This window comes from Falsarthrobacter nasiphocae (genome assembly GCF_031456275.1).
Classification (GTDB): Bacteria; Actinomycetota; Actinomycetes; order Actinomycetales; family Micrococcaceae; genus Falsarthrobacter; species Falsarthrobacter nasiphocae.
This window is the reverse complement of sequence record NZ_JAVDUI010000001.1, coordinates 487,279-501,309: the sequence shown is the minus strand read 5'-3', so window position 1 is coordinate 501,309 and position 14,031 is coordinate 487,279. Positions and strand designations below refer to the sequence as shown.

The window sequence follows — 14,031 nt, the reverse complement described above, 5'->3', positions numbered from 1 at the left end:
CTTTTCCCGTATGAGCGAAACCACCTCGGCCCAGCGCGCCGTTCGCGACGACCTGCGCAACGTCGCAATCGTCGCCCACGTTGACCACGGCAAGACCACGCTGGTCGACGCCATGCTCCGGCAGACCGGCGCCTTCTCCAGCCACGGCGAGGTCGAAGACCGCGTCATGGACTCCGGTGACCTCGAGCGGGAGAAGGGCATCACCATCCTCGCGAAGAACACCACGGTGTTCTACGAGGGACCCGCCGCGAACGGCGGCAGCATCCTCATCAACGTCATCGACACCCCGGGTCACGCCGACTTCGGCGGAGAGGTCGAGCGCGGCCTCTCCATGGTTGACGGCGTTGTGCTTCTCGTCGACGCCTCTGAGGGCCCGCTGCCCCAGACGCGCTTCGTCCTCCGCAAGGCCCTCGCCGCGGACAAGCCCGTCATCCTCGTCGTCAACAAGACGGACCGCCCGGATGCCCGCATCGACGGCGTCGTGTCCGACTCGATGGACCTCCTCCTCGGCCTCGCGTCCGACCTCGTGGACGAGGTCCCGGACATCGACATGGACAAGGTCCTCGACGTGCCGGTCGTCTACGCGTCCGGCAAGAACGGCAAGGCCTCCACGGAGCAGCCCGCCGACGGCGCCCTCCCGGACTCCGAGGATCTCGAGCCGCTCTTCAAGACGATCATCGAGCACATCCCGGCCCCGACGTACGACGCGGACGGCGTCCTCCAGGCGCACGTGACGAACCTCGACGCCTCGCCGTTCCTCGGGCGCCTCGCGCTCCTGCGCATCTACAACGGCACCCTCAAGAAGGGCCAGCAGGTTGCCTGGGCGCGCCATGACGGCACCCTCAAGTCCGTCAAGATCACCGAGCTCCTCGCGACGAAGGGCCTCAAGCGCGAGCCCGCCGAGTCCGCTGGCCCCGGCGAGATCGTCGCCGTCGCAGGCATTGAGGACATCACCATCGGCGAGACGCTGACGGACATCGAGAACCCGAGCCCGCTTCCCCTCATCACGGTGGACGACCCGGCGATCTCCATGACCATCGGCATCAACACGTCCCCGATGGCCGGCCGCGTCAAGGGCGCCAAGGTCACGGCGCGCCAGGTCAAGGACCGCCTCGACAAGGAGCTCATCGGCAACGTCTCGCTCAAGGTCCTCCCGACCGAGCGCCCGGACGCCTGGGAGGTTCAGGGCCGTGGCGAGCTCGCCCTGGCCATTCTCGTTGAGCAGATGCGCCGCGAGGGCTTCGAGCTCACCGTCGGCAAGCCCCAGGTGGTCACGAAGACCATCGACGGCAAGGTCCACGAGCCGATGGAGCACATGACCATCGACGTCCCTGAGGAGTACCTCGGCGCCGTCACGCAGCTCATGGCCGCCCGCAAGGGCCGCATGTCCGGCATGTCCAACCACGGCACGGGCTGGGTCCGCATGGAGTTCACCGTCCCGGCGCGCGGCCTCATCGGCTTCCGCACGAAGTTCCTCACGGAGACGCGCGGCGCGGGCATCGCCTCGTCCTACTCCGAGGGCTACGAGCCGTGGGCCGGCGACATCGAGTACCGCCTCTCCGGCTCGCTCATCTCGGACCGCGCTGGCGTGGCCACGCCGTTCGCGATGATCAACCTCCAGGAGCGCGGCTCGTTCTTCATCGAGCCCACCTCCGAGGTGTACGAGGGCATGATCGTCGGCGAGAACTCCCGTGCTGACGACATGGAAGTCAACATCACCAAGGAGAAGAAGCTCACCAACATGCGCTCCGCCTCCGCGGACAACTTCGAGGGCCTCACGCCCCCGAAGAAGCTGACCCTCGAGGAGTCCCTCGAGTTCGCGCGTGAGGACGAGTGCGTCGAGGTCACCCCCGAGGCGATCCGCATCCGCAAGGTCATCCTCTCCGCAAGCGACCGCGTCCGCGCAAACCGCTCCAGCAAGAAGAACTAGCCTCCCGGCCCCATGCCGGGCTGAGAGACGACGACGGCGCCCGCCGCCTCCCTGGGAGGCCGCGGGCGCCGTTGTCTGCGCTCGGGGTCAGAGCTCGCTGAGCGGCGGGAAGGACTGGAGCTCCTCGCCACGCTCACGGATGACGGAGGCGGGGCCGACGATCTTCGGGTCCGGCGCGTGCACGTACGCAAGGTTCTTGCCCGGGTACTCCACGCTGTTGAGGACGTGGCGCATGGCCTCGAGGCGGGCGCGCTTCTTGTCGTTGGACTTGATGACGGTCCACGGCGTGTCCTCGGAGTCCGTGTAGAAGAACATGGCCTCCTTCGCCTGCGTGTAGTCCTCCCACTTGTCGAGGGACGCGAGGTCCGTGGGGGAGAGCTTCCACTGCTTGACGGGGTCAGTCTGGCGGCTCGCGAACCGGGAGAGCTGCTCCTCCTTGCTGACCGAGAACCAGAACTTGAAGATGCGCGTCCCGGACGCCTGGATCATGCGCTCAACGGCGGGCGCCTCCCGGAGGAACTCCACGTACTGCTCGTGAGTGCAGTACCCCATGACGCGCTCCACGCCCGCGCGGTTGTACCAGGAGCGGTCCATCATGACGATCTCGCCGCCCGAGGGCAAGTGCTGGATGTACCGCTGGAAATACCACTGGGACTGCTCGGCGTCCGTCGGCTTCTCAAGGGCCACAATGCGAGCGCCGCGGGGATTCAGGTGCTCGTTGAAGCGCTTGATGGCGCCGCCTTTTCCGGCGGCGTCGCGGCCCTCGAAGATGAGGAGGAGCTTCTCGCCGGACTCCTTGACGTGCATTTGAAGCTTGAGCAGCTCAATCTGGAGCTTGCGCTTCTCCTTCTCATACGCATCGCGGGAGAGCTTCTTGTCATACGGGTAGTCGATCCGCCAGGCGCCGTCGTCCTTTTTCTTGGCCAGAGGGGAGTCCTTGCGGGCGAGCTCCGAGAGCTCGTCGATTTCCCCGGCCACGTCCTCCGTCACGGAGACGCGCGCGGCCGCCGCTTTCTCGTGGAGGGCGAGGGCCTCCGCGGGGCGGGGGATGGAATCGGTCTTGGTGGACTTCGTCGAGGCGGCCATGGGGCGACCCTTTCACACGCAGGGGCAGAAACGAGGTGACGGCCCGTCAGACGAAGGGCCGTCACGCCAATTCTACAACGTGTAGAAGTCGGTCTTGGAACGGGCTGAGGCTAGCTCCGGTCAGCGTAGTGCGCGAGGAAGACGGACGTGGCGGTGCCGTCGGGGCTGGGCTCGCGGTTGGCGTAGTCCTCGAAGACCTCACGGACGCGGGACATCATCTCCTGCCGCTCGGCGTCATTCAGTTTGACGCCCAGGCGCCACACGTCCATCTCCTCGTGGGAAAGGGGCTCGACCTCCTGGACAAACGTCTCGATGAGCACATTCGAGACGTGCGGGACGTGCTTTCCCCACGTGGCGCCGGTGGAGCGGTACGGGATTTCCCGGGCGCCGCGCTTTCCGGTCCGGGCCTCCTCGGCCTCAAGGAAACCGGAGGCGACCAGCGTGCGCACATGGTGGAGCGTCGTGGCCGGATTCATGTCGAGAATCTCGGCGATCTCCTTGTTGGTCCGCGACTCGTGAAGGCACGCGCGGAGAATGCGGAATCTCACGGGTGAGCTGAGTGCTCGGGCACGAGACTGAAAGTCGGCGTCGAGAGTGGGATCCGTCATGCCACTCATCATAGCGATTGAATGTTGTCGATTGGCTGGGAAAATCCCCGATCTCAATCAGTCGGCACCCGTCCAGCCGGGGACCCCCGCCGTCGAGGAGGGGCGGGCGGCACCTCTTTGGCCGCGGCAATCCGGGTCTTCGGGATGCGCACGGCCTCCCCGGACCTCAGACGAATGACCACCGATGTGGAGTTTGTCTCAATCAGTTCCCCGAGGGCGTCGGTCAGCCCCGGGCGGCTGCCGTCGTCGTCCTCGAGGCGGTACCGGACCACCCACCGAGTGCCCGTGCGCGCGGAGGCGAGGGGATGGGGAGGGCGCGACGACGCGCCTGGCGGCAAGGCTGGGCCGGAATGCATCATGAGTCCATTCTCTAATCCCCAAGACGCGGGCGCGAAGCGGGACTAAACTGGACCGAGACCCTTCAAGCCCTACCCCCAGTACGAAAGTTGGCCCCTTCGTGACGTACGTGATCGCCCAGCCCTGTGTGGATGTCAAGGACAAGGCGTGCATTGAGGAATGCCCTGTCGACTGCATCTACGAGGGCGAACGCACGCTGTACATCCACCCGGACGAGTGCGTGGACTGCGGCGCGTGCGAGCCGGTCTGCCCCGTCGAGGCCATCTACTACGAGGACGACGTCCCCGACGAGTGGAGCGAGTACTACAAGGCCAACGTCGAGTTCTTCGAGGAGATCGGCTCCCCGGGCGGCGCCGCCAAGCTCGGCAACACCGGACAGGACCACCCGTTCATCCTCGCCCTTCCCCCGCAGAACCAGTAGCCCGGTGAACGCCCAGCCGCGCGCCTTCGGCCTCGACCTGCCCGAGTACCCCTGGGAGCAGCTCGCGCCGTACCGCGCCCGCGCCGCCCAGCACCCGGACGGCCCCGTGGACGTGTCCATCGGCACGCCCGTGGACCCAACGCCTGAGTTCATTCGCGAGGCCCTCGCCGAGGCCGCCGACGCGCACGGGTACCCCACGACGCACGGCCCCGCGAGCCTCCGCGAGGCCATCGCCGCATGGTTCGAGCGGCGCCGGGGCGTCCGCGGGCTCGACCCGGCCGCCATCCTGCCGACGGTTGGCTCGAAGGAGCTCGTCGCGTGGCTGCCCCTCCTCCTCGGACTGCGGCCCGGGGACGTGGTCGTCCGCCCGCGCGTGGCGTACCCCACCTATGACATCGGGGCCCAGCTCGCTGGGGCCGCGGCGGTGGCCGCGGACTCCCTGTCCGAGCTGGATCCGGCCACCCGCTCGCGCGTGCGGCTCGTCTGGGTCAACTCGCCCGGCAACCCGACGGGAATCGTCCGGGACGCCGCCTCGCTGGCGGGGCTGGTGAGCGAGGCCCGCGAGATTGGGGCCGTCGTTGCCTCGGACGAGTGCTACGCGGAGCTGGGCTGGGACGAATGGGACCAGGCGCGCGGCGGCCGCCGGGTTCCGAGCATCCTCGACCCGGAGGTCGCAGGGGACTCGCACGAGCTGCTCATCGCCGTGTACTCCCTCTCCAAGCAGTCCAACCTCGCCGGGTACCGGGCCTCCTTCGCGGCCGGGGACCCCGAGATCATCGCGAACCTCGTCAACTCCCGCAAGCACGCCGGGATGATCGTGCCCGCCCCCGTCCAGGCGGCCCTCGCGGCGGCCGTGTCGGAGGACGCCCACGTCCAGGCGCAGAAGGACCTCTACCGCGAGCGGCGCGCGCTCCTCAAGCCGGCGCTCGAGGCCTTCGGGCTGCGGATCGAGGGCTCCGAGGCCGGCCTGTACCTCTGGGGCACGGCGGGAGAGCCCGCCTTCGAGACGGTCGGCCGCCTGGCTGACCTGGGCATCATCGCCGGCCCCGGCGTCTTCTACGGGGAGGAGGGCGCTCAGCACGTGCGGGTGGCCCTCACCGCCTCGACCGAGCGCATCCGGGCGGCGGCCGAGAGGCTCACGGCCGCGTCGTCGTCGTCTTCCTGAACCGCCACTCCCGTGCCGATGTGCAGGTGCCCGTGGCAACTGTGCCGATTCGGCAAACGACAACGGCGCGGGTAGGTTTATCCATGAATGATCAGGTGCGGGGCCGCCCTTTCCGGGTGCCCGGCACCCCGACAACTTCTCAGCCTGACGAGGGGACATCATGACCGAGAACACCGGTGCGAGCCTGCACCTCGGCCACACGCAACTGGATCTTCCCGGCGTTCCCGCCGTCGAGGGAAACAACGGCCTCGGGATCGGCAAGCTGCTCTCCCAGACCGGCTCCGTCACGTACGACCCCGGCTTCGTGAACACCGCAGCGACCAAGTCCGCCATCACGTACATCGATGGCAACGAGGGCATCCTCCGCTACCGCGGCTACCCGATTGAGCAGCTGGCCCAGGGCTCCACGTTCATCGAGACCGCCTACCTGCTCATCTACGGCGAGCTGCCCACTCCGAGCGAGCTCGACGCCTTCGACCAGCGCATCCGCCGCCACACTCTCCTTCACGAGGAGCTCAAGGGCTTCTTCGGGGGCTTCCCGCGCGACGCCCACCCCATGCCCGTGCTGTCCTCGGCCGTCTCGGCGCTGTCCACGTTCTACCAGGACTCGCTGGACCCGTTCGACCCGGAGGCCGTGGAGCTCTCCACCGTCCGTCTCCTCGCGAAGATGCCCGTCATCGCCGCGTACGCGCACAAGAAGTCCATCGGGCAGCCGATGCTCTACCCGGACAACTCCATGGGCCTCGTCGAGAACTTCCTCCGGCTCTCCTTCGGCACCCCTGCGGAGCCGTACGAGCCGGACCCGCTGATCGTCAAGGCGCTCGATCAGCTCCTCATCCTCCACGCGGATCACGAGCAGAACTGCTCCACCTCCACGGTCCGCCTCGTGGGCTCGGCCAACGCCAACATGTTCGCGTCCGTCTCCGCGGGCATCAACGCCCTCTTCGGCCCGCTCCACGGCGGCGCGAACGAGGCTGTCCTCAACATGCTCCGCAAGATCCAGGCGGACGGCATCTCGCCCGAGGAATTCATGGAGAAGGTCAAGAACAAGGAAGACGGCGTGAAGCTCATGGGCTTCGGGCACCGCGTCTACAAGAACTACGACCCCCGCGCGCGCATCGTCAAGGCCACGGCGGACGAGATCCTCGAGAAGCTCGGCGGCAACGACGAGCTCCTCGACATCGCCAAGCGCCTCGAGGAGAAGGCCCTGGCGGACGACTACTTCATCGAGCGCAAGCTCTACCCGAACGTGGACTTCTACACGGGTCTCATCTACAAGGCCATGGGCTTCCCGGAGAAGATGTTCACCGTCCTCTTCGCCATCGGTCGCCTTCCGGGCTGGATCGCCCAGTGGCGCGAGCTCATGGAGGATCCCGAGAAGAAGATCGGCCGTCCGCGCCAGATCTACACGGGCCAGGGCGAGCGCCAGTACCCGGGCCTCTAGGCCCACCGCTCTCCAGCCCACGGGCTCCAGGGCGCAAAGAGCGGGCCCCGCAGGAAACGGCAGCGTTTCTGGCGGGGCCCGCTCTTTCTGCGAGTGAGCCCCCTCGTTTGGCGTGTGCCCCCGTCATTGCGGGGGGCGAATGCCAGACGAGGGGGCAGACGGCAGGAGGGGAGGGGACTAGGCCTCGTAGCCGTTCGGGTTGTTCTTCTGCCAGCGCCAGTGGTCCTCGCACATCTGGTCCAGCGTGCGGGTGGCGGACCAGCCGAGATCGGCGAGGGCCGCGCTCGGGTCCGCATAGGACGTGGCGGCGTCGCCGGGGCGGCGGGAGGTGATCTCGTAGGGGATCGGGTGGCCGGCGGCCCGCCCGAACGCCTCGATGACCTCCAGCACGGAGGAGCCGTTGCCGGTGCCGAGGTTCCAGCGGCCCACGCCCGTGCGGCCCGAGATGTACTCGAGGGCGGCGAGGTGGCCGTTGGCGAGGTCGACGACGTGGATGTAGTCCCGGACACCCGTGCCGTCCGGGGTCGGGTAGTCGTTGCCGAAGACCATGACCTTCTCGCGGCGCCCGACCGCGACCTGGGCCACGAACGGAAGCAGGTTGTTCGGGACGCCCTTGGGGTCCTCTCCGATCCGTCCCGACTCGTGGGCGCCGACGGGGTTGAAGTAGCGCAGGAGGGCGATGGACCAGCGGTCGTCACTCGCGCCCAGGTCCGCGAGGATGTCCTCGATCTGCTCCTTGGTCCGGCCGTAAGGGTTGTCGGCGTCGAGCTCCATCTTCTCGATCATCGGAGCCACGGCCCGGTTGCCGTACACGGTGGCGGAGGAGGAGAAGACGATGCGCCGCACGTCCGCGGCGTCCATCGCGTAGAGCAGGTTGATCGTGCCGACGACGTTGTTCGAGTAGTAGGACAGCGGCTCCGCGACGGACTCGCCCACGGCCTTGAGGCCCGCGAAGTGGATGACCGCGTCGATGCCGCGCCCCGCGAAGGCCGCGTCCAGCGCTGCGCGGTCCCGGATGTCGCCCTCGACGAACTCGGACTCGCGCCCGGCGATCTCGTGGACGCGCTCGAGCGAGGCCCGGGAGGAGTTCGCCAGGTTGTCGAACACGACGACGTCGTGGCCCGCCTCCAGCAGCTGCAGGACAGTGTGGGAGCCGATGTACCCGGCCCCGCCCGTGACAAGAATCTTCATACGCCCCAGTCTAGGCGGCGCCCCGGCCCGGGGCCCGGAGGCCCTCGACGGTGAGACCACCGGCCCGCAACCCGCGCGGCCCGCAGGCCCTCAGCGGTGGAGGACGATGCTGACGGTGCCCGAGGACTCGGCGGCCGGCGTCGTCGTCTGAGACCAGGAGCCCTCACGCGTCCAGGTGCGCCCGCCGTAGGTGACGGAGTCGATGCCGTACTCGGAGGCGTTGGCGACGGCCCAGTGGGCCACGGCCCAGCCGTGCTGTGTGTCGGAGACTGGCACGGTCACGGACGAGGCGCCGGACTGGCCGGTGACGCCGAGGTCCGCGGAGAGTCCCGAGAGGACGGCGGACGCATCCCCGGGCGAGGTGGCGGGGCGGAGGGTGCAGGAGAGCGAGGCGGCCGTCTGCCCGCGGAAGGCGGCGGCGAACGCGCGGGCCTCGGGCTCGTGGTCCGCGTAGGCGTCGGGGAACGCGCTGCGCTGGACGGCCTGGGCGGCCGTCGTCACGTCCATGCTCTGGTAGCCGGAGACCTTGACGAGGGCGTTGTAGAACGTGTTGATCGCGTACTCCGGGTCCATGATCTGCGCCTCGGTGCCCCACCCCTGGCTGGGGCGCTGCTGGAAGAGGCCGCGGGAGTCCGGGCCAGCATCGTCACCGTAGTCGAGGTTGGCGAGCCCGGACTCCTGGATTGCGGTCGCGGTGGCGATCGTGGCCGCGCGGATGGGCAGGCCGCGCTTGAGGGAGATCGCCCCGATCTGGGCCGCGTAGTGGGACTGCGAGGGCGTCAGGGTGTGCGTCCGGCCGTCTGCGGCTGCCGTGCAGGTCTCGCGGACGACGACGCTGCCCCACGGCCGCGCGGTCACCGCCCAGATCCCGACCCCCGCGAGGATGAGGGCGCCGACGAGCGCGGTGATGAGCGCCTTGGCACGGCCGCTCAGACGCGGGGCCCGTGAGGCGCGGGTGCCGTGTGCCCGCCCCCGCTGGGCCGGGCGGGACGGGCGTCCCGCCCGGGTGGACCGGCTGCGCTCAGTTGGCATGGAGGTCGGAGTTGAGCTCGACCGTCCGTCCCGCTCGCGGGCGGGCCTCCACGGCGCCGGTGACGGAGTTGCGGAGGAAGAGCAGGTTGGGCACGCCGGAGAGGTCGAGGGCCTTGACGGTCCGCTCGCCGGACGCGTCCCGGACGAGGACCTTCGTGCCCGCCGTGACGTACAGGCCGGCCTCGACGACCGAGTCGTCGCCGATCGAGATGCCCACGCCCGAGTTGGCGCCGAGGAGGACGCGCTCGCCGATCGTGATGCGCTGCGTCCCGCCGCCGGAGAGGGTGCCCATGATCGAGGCGCCGCCGCCCACGTCCGAGCCGTCACCGACGACGACGGACGCGCTGATGCGGCCCTCGACCATCGACGTGCCGAGCGTCCCGGCGTTGAAGTTGACGAAGCCCTCGTGCATGACCGTCGTCCCCGGGGCGAGGTGGGCCCCGAGGCGGACGCGGTCCGCATCGGCAATCCGCACGCCGCTCGGCAGGACGTAGTCCGTCAGGCGCGGGAACTTGTCCACCCCGAACACGGTGAGCGGGCCGCGGGCCGCGAGGGCGGCACGGGTCAGCTCGAAGCCCTCGGGGTGGCACGGGCCGGCGCTCGTCCACACGACGTTGGGCAGGTGCCCGAAGATCCCGTCGAGGTTGAGCGTGTTGGGCGCGGCGAGGCGGTGGGAGAGCAGGTGAAGGCGGAGGTAGGCGTCCGCGGTGGAGGCGGGGGCCGTGTCCGTCTCGATCTCGAGGGAGACGATCTCGCGGCGCGTCCGGCGCGCCTCGTCCGTCACGGCAAGCGGCTCCATCTGGGCGCGCAGCTCGGCGTCGTCCGCTCCCGCCCCCAGGCGAGGGGAGGGGAACCAGGCGTCGAGGACGGTGCCGGAATCATGGACGGTGGCGAGGCCGAGGCCGGAGGCAAGTGTCATGAAAGCGAGTCTATCGAGGGGCCGCCCGCCGCCCCCAGCCGGGGCCCACACTCTGAGGCGATTGACACTGGAGGGATAGGCTTCACACATGAGCCACGCCGACATCCGAAGCCCCCAGCCCCTCGATCTCTCCGGCGACGTCGCCGACCTCACCCGCGCGCTCATGGACATCGAGTCCGTCTCGGGCGGCGAGGGCCCGCTCGCGGACGCGGTGTGGGAGGCGCTCTCCGGCCTGGACGGCCTCGAGCTGGCCCGCAACGGGGACACGATCCTCGCCCGCACCTCCCTCGGGCGCGCCGAGCGCGTCATGCTCGCCGGTCACCTGGACACGGTTCCTCTGCCGACGACGCCGGGTGCCCGCGGGACCGTGCCCGCCGCCGTCGAGGACGGCGTGATCTACGGCCGGGGCGCCACGGACATGAAGGGCGGCGTGGCGGTGCAGCTCGCGGTCGCGGGCATGATCGGCCGCGGGGAGCTGAACCCGAACCGGGACGTCACCTTCGTCTTCTACGACCACGAGGAGGTCTCCGCGGACCTGTCCGGGTTCGGCCGGCTCGTGGAGAGCCACGGGGAGCTCCTCGGCGCCGACTTCGGCATCCTGCTCGAGCCCACGAACGGCGTCGTGGAGGGCGGCTGCAACGGCACGATCCGCCTCGAGGCCCGCACCACCGGCACCGCGGCACACTCGGCGCGGGCCTGGATGGGGGAGAACGCCATCCACCGCGGCGCGCGGGTCCTCACGCGCCTGGCCGAGCACGAGCCCCAGACGGTGCGGGTCGAGGGCCTCGACTACCGCGAGAGCCTCAACGCCGTGCGGATCGCGGGCGGCACCGCCGGCAACGTCATCCCCGATTCGATGACGATCGAGATCAACTACCGGTTCGCGCCGTCCAAGTCCCCGGCCGAGGCGGAGGAGTACGTGCGGGGCGTGCTCGGCGACGCCATCGGGGAGGGGTGCGAGCTCGTCGTCACGGACGCGGCGGCCGGAGCCCGGCCCGGGCTGACGCACCCCGCGGCGGCGTCCTTCGTCGAGGCCGTCGGGGGCGAGCCGCTGCCCAAGTACGGCTGGACGGACGTCGCTCGCCTCTCCGCCCTCGGCATCCCGGCCGTGAACTTCGGCCCCGGCGACGCACTCCTCGCCCACACGGACGACGAGCACGTGGCCGAGGACGCCGTGCGGCGCTGCCTCGAGGCCATGACGGCCTGGCTCTCCTAGGACCCGGTTCCGCACATGACGACGGCGCCCGGTGTGAACCGGACGCCGTCGTCATGGAGAGGCCGCTGGGGCCGCTACTGGCGGGCGGAGCGCAGTGCCGCGCCGCTGATCCCGCCGCCTGCGACCTTGCCCCGGCGCGCCATCCGGCGCTGGAGCCAGTAGGCCACGGCGCTCAGGATGATGCACATGCCGATGTACATGACAGAGGCGATGATCGAGACCGGGATGATCGGGGCGCCGTAGAGGATGTTCGAGCCGTAGTTCTTGGCCAGGAACAGGATCTCCTCGTACGTGACGATGAAGCCGAGCGCCGTGTCCTTGAGGATGACGACGAGCTGCGCGACGATGACCGGCATCATCGCCCGAACCGCCTGCGGCAGGAGGATGAGGTTCATCGTCTTCATGTGCGTCAGGCCGATCGCCAGGCCCGCCTCCCGCTGACCGCGGGGGAGGGACTCGACGCCCGCCCGGAACACCTCCGCCAGCACGGATCCGTTGTAGAGGGTCAGGCCGATGACGACCGACCAGAACGGCGACAGCCACGGGAAGAGGCGCCCGTTCTCCGTGGAGAGCGAGGCCACGCCGTAGTACAGGAGCATGATGAGCACGAGCAGCGGGACCGCGCGCAGGAGCTCCGTGATGCCGCGGGCGAACCCGGACAGCCAGCGGTGGCTGCTCAGGCGACCGAGCGCGAGGACGAACCCGAACGCGAGCGAGAGCACCGAGGCGAAGGCGAACGCCTTGAGGGTGTTGCCCATGGCCTTCAGGAGCTCCAGCTGGACCTTCTCGTACCCGAACAGGCGCCACTTCTGGGCGGAGAACTGGCCCGTGGCGGCGAAGCGCCAGATGACGAACGCGACGAGGGCGAGGACCGCGACGATCGTCACGGCGCCCCAGACGCGGTAGCGGGCGCGGGCCTTGGGGCCCGGCTCGTCGAACAGGACGGATGCGCTCATCGGGCCACCCTCCACTTCTTCTCGGCTGCGTGCTGGAGGGACGTGAGGATCGCGACGAGCGCGATGAAGATGATCGCGACCCACAAGAGGGTGTAGATCGCGTCCTCGCCGCGCTCGGACAGATAGGCGCGGACGGCGCCGAGGTCCAGGACGGAGAAGCCCGCGGCGATCGTCGTGTTCTTCAGCAGGGCGATCTCGACGCTCATGAGCGGCGGGATGACCGACCGCAGCGCCTGGGGGAGGATGACGAGCCGGAGCGTGTCCATGAACGTCAGCCCGATGGCGCGAGCTGCCTCCGCCTGGCCGAGCGGCACCGTGTTGATGCCGGCCCGGATGGCCTCACAGACGTAGGTCGCCGTGTAGACGGTCAGGGCGCCGATGGCGAGCGCCAGGTAGGACGGGGCCGGCGCGCCGGACGGGGCGAGCTTCGGCAGCCCGAAGGCGAAGAAGAAGAACACGAGCGTCAGGGGCGTGTTCCGGATGAGCGTCACGTAGAGCGTGCCCAGCGTGCGCATGATGGGAACAGGCGAGACGCGCAGTCCCGCCACGAGGGTGCCGAGCACGAGCGAGAGCGCTCCCGCGGCCACGAACATGATGACGGTGTTGGCCAGTCCCTGGCCGAACACGTCGAGGTTGTCCGTCAATGTGCGGATGAAATCCACGAGTCAATCGCTTTCTCGAGGGAGACCGCGGCGGGCTCCGGGTTGTGCCGGAACCCGCCGCGGAGTGCCGTGTGACGGGCGTCGGTTTAGTAGTTGTCGACCTTGGGCTGCTCGACCTTGTTGCCGGACTTGCCGAGCGTGCCGTCGTAGAGCTTGGTCCAGATCTCGCCGCCGTTGGTCAGCATGCCGTTGATGTGCTCGCGGAGGGCCTTGTCGCCCTTCTTGAGGCCGATGCCGTACTTCTCCGTGGTGAACGTGTCGCCGACGACCTTGAGGGCGTCCGGCTCCGCGGCGGCGTAGCCGAGGAGGATGGCCTGGTCGGTGGTGACCGCGTCGACCTGCTTGCTCTTGAGCGCGTCAACGCACTGCGAGTACGTCTCGAACTCCTTGGTCTTGACCTGCGGGTAGTTGTCGCGGATGTTCTGGATCGGCGTCGAACCGGTCGCCGAGCACACGGTCTTGCCGTCGAGGTCCTTGACGGAGGAGATCGAGGAGTCGTCCTTGCGCACGAGGAGCGACTGGCCCGTGATGAAGTAGGGGCCCGCGAAGTCGATCGACTTCTTGCGCTTGTCCGTGATGGAGTACGTGCCCACGTAGTAGTCGACGTCGCCGTTGGTGATGGCGGCCTCGCGGTTCGCGGACGGGATCGTCTTGAACTCGATCTTGTCGGCCGGGATGCCGAGGTCGGCGGCAACCCAGCGGGCGATCTCGATGTCGAAGCCGGAGTACTGGTCCGTGGCCGGGTCCTTGTAGCCGAGGTTCGGCTGGTCCTGCTTGACGCCGACGACGACCTTGCCGTCCTTCTTGATCTTGTCGAAGGTCGGCGAGCCCTTGATCTCGACGTTCGAGGCGACCTTGTAGGGCGCGTCGCCCGAGGGCGAGCTGGAGGACGGCTCGCCGGACTGGCCGCAGCCAGCCAGGGCGAGCGCCGACACAGCGAGGGTGGCTGCGAGGATCTTGGGAGACTTCATGAGGGGGTCCTTTCTGAGCGCTGGGCCGGGTGGCACGAGCAGCGGAAGAGGGGGTGGTTCGGGGGTTGAGGAA

14 protein-coding genes are annotated in these 14,031 nt (G+C 69.1%); 5 read left to right on the top strand and 9 right to left on the bottom strand.

The features are described from left to right. The first annotated feature begins 10 nt into the window (after positions 1–10). Positions 11–1,930, top strand: a complete 1,920-nt coding sequence (gene typA, locus J2S35_RS02215) for a translational GTPase TypA (protein WP_309849354.1) — start codon at positions 11–13, stop codon at positions 1,928–1,930. Positions 1,931–2,017: 87 nt separating this feature from the next. Here typA and ppk2 read toward each other — a convergent pair whose 3' ends face one another. The 3 genes from ppk2 to J2S35_RS09955 all read right to left on the bottom strand — a co-directional run bounded on the left by ppk2 (position 2,018) and on the right by J2S35_RS09955 (position 3,980). Then, positions 2,018–3,016, bottom strand: coding sequence for a polyphosphate kinase 2 (gene ppk2 / locus J2S35_RS02210; RefSeq protein WP_309849352.1), 999 nt, complete (start codon positions 3,014–3,016; stop codon positions 2,018–2,020). Positions 3,017–3,126: 110 nt separating this feature from the next. Continuing rightward, the gene (locus J2S35_RS02205) at positions 3,127–3,624 is read right to left on the bottom strand and encodes a winged helix-turn-helix domain-containing protein (protein WP_309849348.1); all 498 of its coding nucleotides are present in this window, start codon (positions 3,622–3,624) and stop codon (positions 3,127–3,129) included. Positions 3,625–3,677: 53 nt separating this feature from the next. Next, entirely contained in the window at positions 3,678–3,980 is a 303-nt protein-coding gene (locus tag J2S35_RS09955; RefSeq protein WP_425545663.1) for a putative acetyltransferase, read from the bottom strand. A 101-nt stretch (positions 3,981–4,081) separates the two neighbouring features. On the opposite strand from J2S35_RS09955, the gene fdxA reads away from it, so the two are divergent. From fdxA to J2S35_RS02190, 3 genes are all read left to right on the top strand, one after another. Then, entirely contained in the window at positions 4,082–4,402 is a 321-nt protein-coding gene (gene fdxA, locus J2S35_RS02200) for a ferredoxin (RefSeq protein WP_309849347.1), read from the top strand. 4 nt (positions 4,403–4,406) lie between these two features. Continuing rightward, positions 4,407–5,567 (top strand): succinyldiaminopimelate transaminase, encoded by a 1,161-nt coding sequence (gene dapC, locus J2S35_RS02195; RefSeq protein ID WP_309849345.1) that lies wholly within the window; start codon positions 4,407–4,409, stop codon positions 5,565–5,567. 160 nt (positions 5,568–5,727) lie between these two features. Continuing rightward, complete coding sequence (locus J2S35_RS02190) at positions 5,728–7,011, top strand: citrate synthase (RefSeq protein WP_309849343.1); 1,284 nt, start codon at positions 5,728–5,730, stop codon at positions 7,009–7,011. 177 nt (positions 7,012–7,188) lie between these two features. Here the strand turns inward: J2S35_RS02190 and galE are convergent, their stop codons facing one another. The 3 genes from galE to dapD form a co-directional block, all read right to left on the bottom strand. Further along, positions 7,189–8,202 (bottom strand): UDP-glucose 4-epimerase GalE, encoded by a 1,014-nt coding sequence (gene galE / locus J2S35_RS02185; RefSeq protein ID WP_309849341.1) that lies wholly within the window; start codon positions 8,200–8,202, stop codon positions 7,189–7,191. Between the two features lie 90 nt (positions 8,203–8,292). Then, positions 8,293–9,234 carry a hypothetical protein gene (locus J2S35_RS02180; RefSeq protein ID WP_309849338.1) on the bottom strand — a complete coding sequence of 314 codons (942 nt, stop codon included), beginning with the start codon at positions 9,232–9,234 and terminating at the stop codon, positions 8,293–8,295. Next, positions 9,224–10,153, bottom strand: a complete 930-nt coding sequence (dapD, locus tag J2S35_RS02175) for a 2,3,4,5-tetrahydropyridine-2,6-dicarboxylate N-succinyltransferase (protein ID WP_309849335.1) — start codon at positions 10,151–10,153, stop codon at positions 9,224–9,226. Before dapD ends, J2S35_RS02180 begins: the two co-directional genes overlap by 11 nt. An 88-nt stretch (positions 10,154–10,241) precedes the next feature. Between dapD and dapE the strand changes: the two genes are divergently transcribed. Next, positions 10,242–11,369 (top strand): succinyl-diaminopimelate desuccinylase, encoded by a 1,128-nt coding sequence (gene dapE / locus J2S35_RS02170; RefSeq protein ID WP_309849332.1) that lies wholly within the window; start codon positions 10,242–10,244, stop codon positions 11,367–11,369. Positions 11,370–11,443: 74 nt separating this feature from the next. Here the strand turns inward: dapE and J2S35_RS02165 are convergent, their stop codons facing one another. From J2S35_RS02165 to J2S35_RS02155, 3 genes are all read right to left on the bottom strand, one after another. Further along, on the bottom strand, positions 11,444–12,325 hold the full coding sequence (locus tag J2S35_RS02165; protein ID WP_309849329.1) for an amino acid ABC transporter permease: 882 nt from the start codon (positions 12,323–12,325) through the stop codon (positions 11,444–11,446). Then, positions 12,322–12,978 carry an amino acid ABC transporter permease gene (locus tag J2S35_RS02160; RefSeq protein ID WP_309852983.1) on the bottom strand — a complete coding sequence of 219 codons (657 nt, stop codon included), beginning with the start codon at positions 12,976–12,978 and terminating at the stop codon, positions 12,322–12,324. The genes J2S35_RS02165 and J2S35_RS02160 overlap by 4 nt, the downstream gene beginning before the upstream one ends. 95 nt (positions 12,979–13,073) lie before the next feature. Continuing rightward, a complete protein-coding gene (locus tag J2S35_RS02155; RefSeq protein ID WP_309849327.1) occupies positions 13,074–13,958 on the bottom strand; it encodes a glutamate ABC transporter substrate-binding protein in 885 nt (294 codons plus the stop codon). Between the last annotated feature and the right edge of the window lie 73 nt (positions 13,959–14,031).

Bases quoted from the DNA above. Each gene is read 5' to 3' on its own strand.
- typA (WP_309849354.1), top strand. From the start codon at position 11: ATGAGCGAAACCACCTCGGCCCAGCGCGCCGTTCGCGACGACCTGCGC.
- ppk2 (WP_309849352.1), bottom strand. From the start codon at position 3,016: ATGGCCGCCTCGACGAAGTCCACCAAGACCGATTCCATCCCCCGCCCC.
- J2S35_RS02205 (WP_309849348.1), bottom strand. From the start codon at position 3,624: ATGACGGATCCCACTCTCGACGCCGACTTTCAGTCTCGTGCCCGAGCA.
- J2S35_RS09955 (WP_425545663.1), bottom strand. From the start codon at position 3,980: ATGCATTCCGGCCCAGCCTTGCCGCCAGGCGCGTCGTCGCGCCCTCCC.
- J2S35_RS02190 (WP_309849343.1), top strand. From the start codon at position 5,728: ATGACCGAGAACACCGGTGCGAGCCTGCACCTCGGCCACACGCAACTG.
- galE (WP_309849341.1), bottom strand. From the start codon at position 8,202: ATGAAGATTCTTGTCACGGGCGGGGCCGGGTACATCGGCTCCCACACT.
- J2S35_RS02180 (WP_309849338.1), bottom strand. From the start codon at position 9,234: ATGCCAACTGAGCGCAGCCGGTCCACCCGGGCGGGACGCCCGTCCCGC.
- dapD (WP_309849335.1), bottom strand. From the start codon at position 10,153: ATGACACTTGCCTCCGGCCTCGGCCTCGCCACCGTCCATGATTCCGGC.
- dapE (WP_309849332.1), top strand. From the start codon at position 10,242: ATGAGCCACGCCGACATCCGAAGCCCCCAGCCCCTCGATCTCTCCGGC.
- J2S35_RS02165 (WP_309849329.1), bottom strand. From the start codon at position 12,325: ATGAGCGCATCCGTCCTGTTCGACGAGCCGGGCCCCAAGGCCCGCGCC.
- J2S35_RS02155 (WP_309849327.1), bottom strand. From the start codon at position 13,958: ATGAAGTCTCCCAAGATCCTCGCAGCCACCCTCGCTGTGTCGGCGCTC.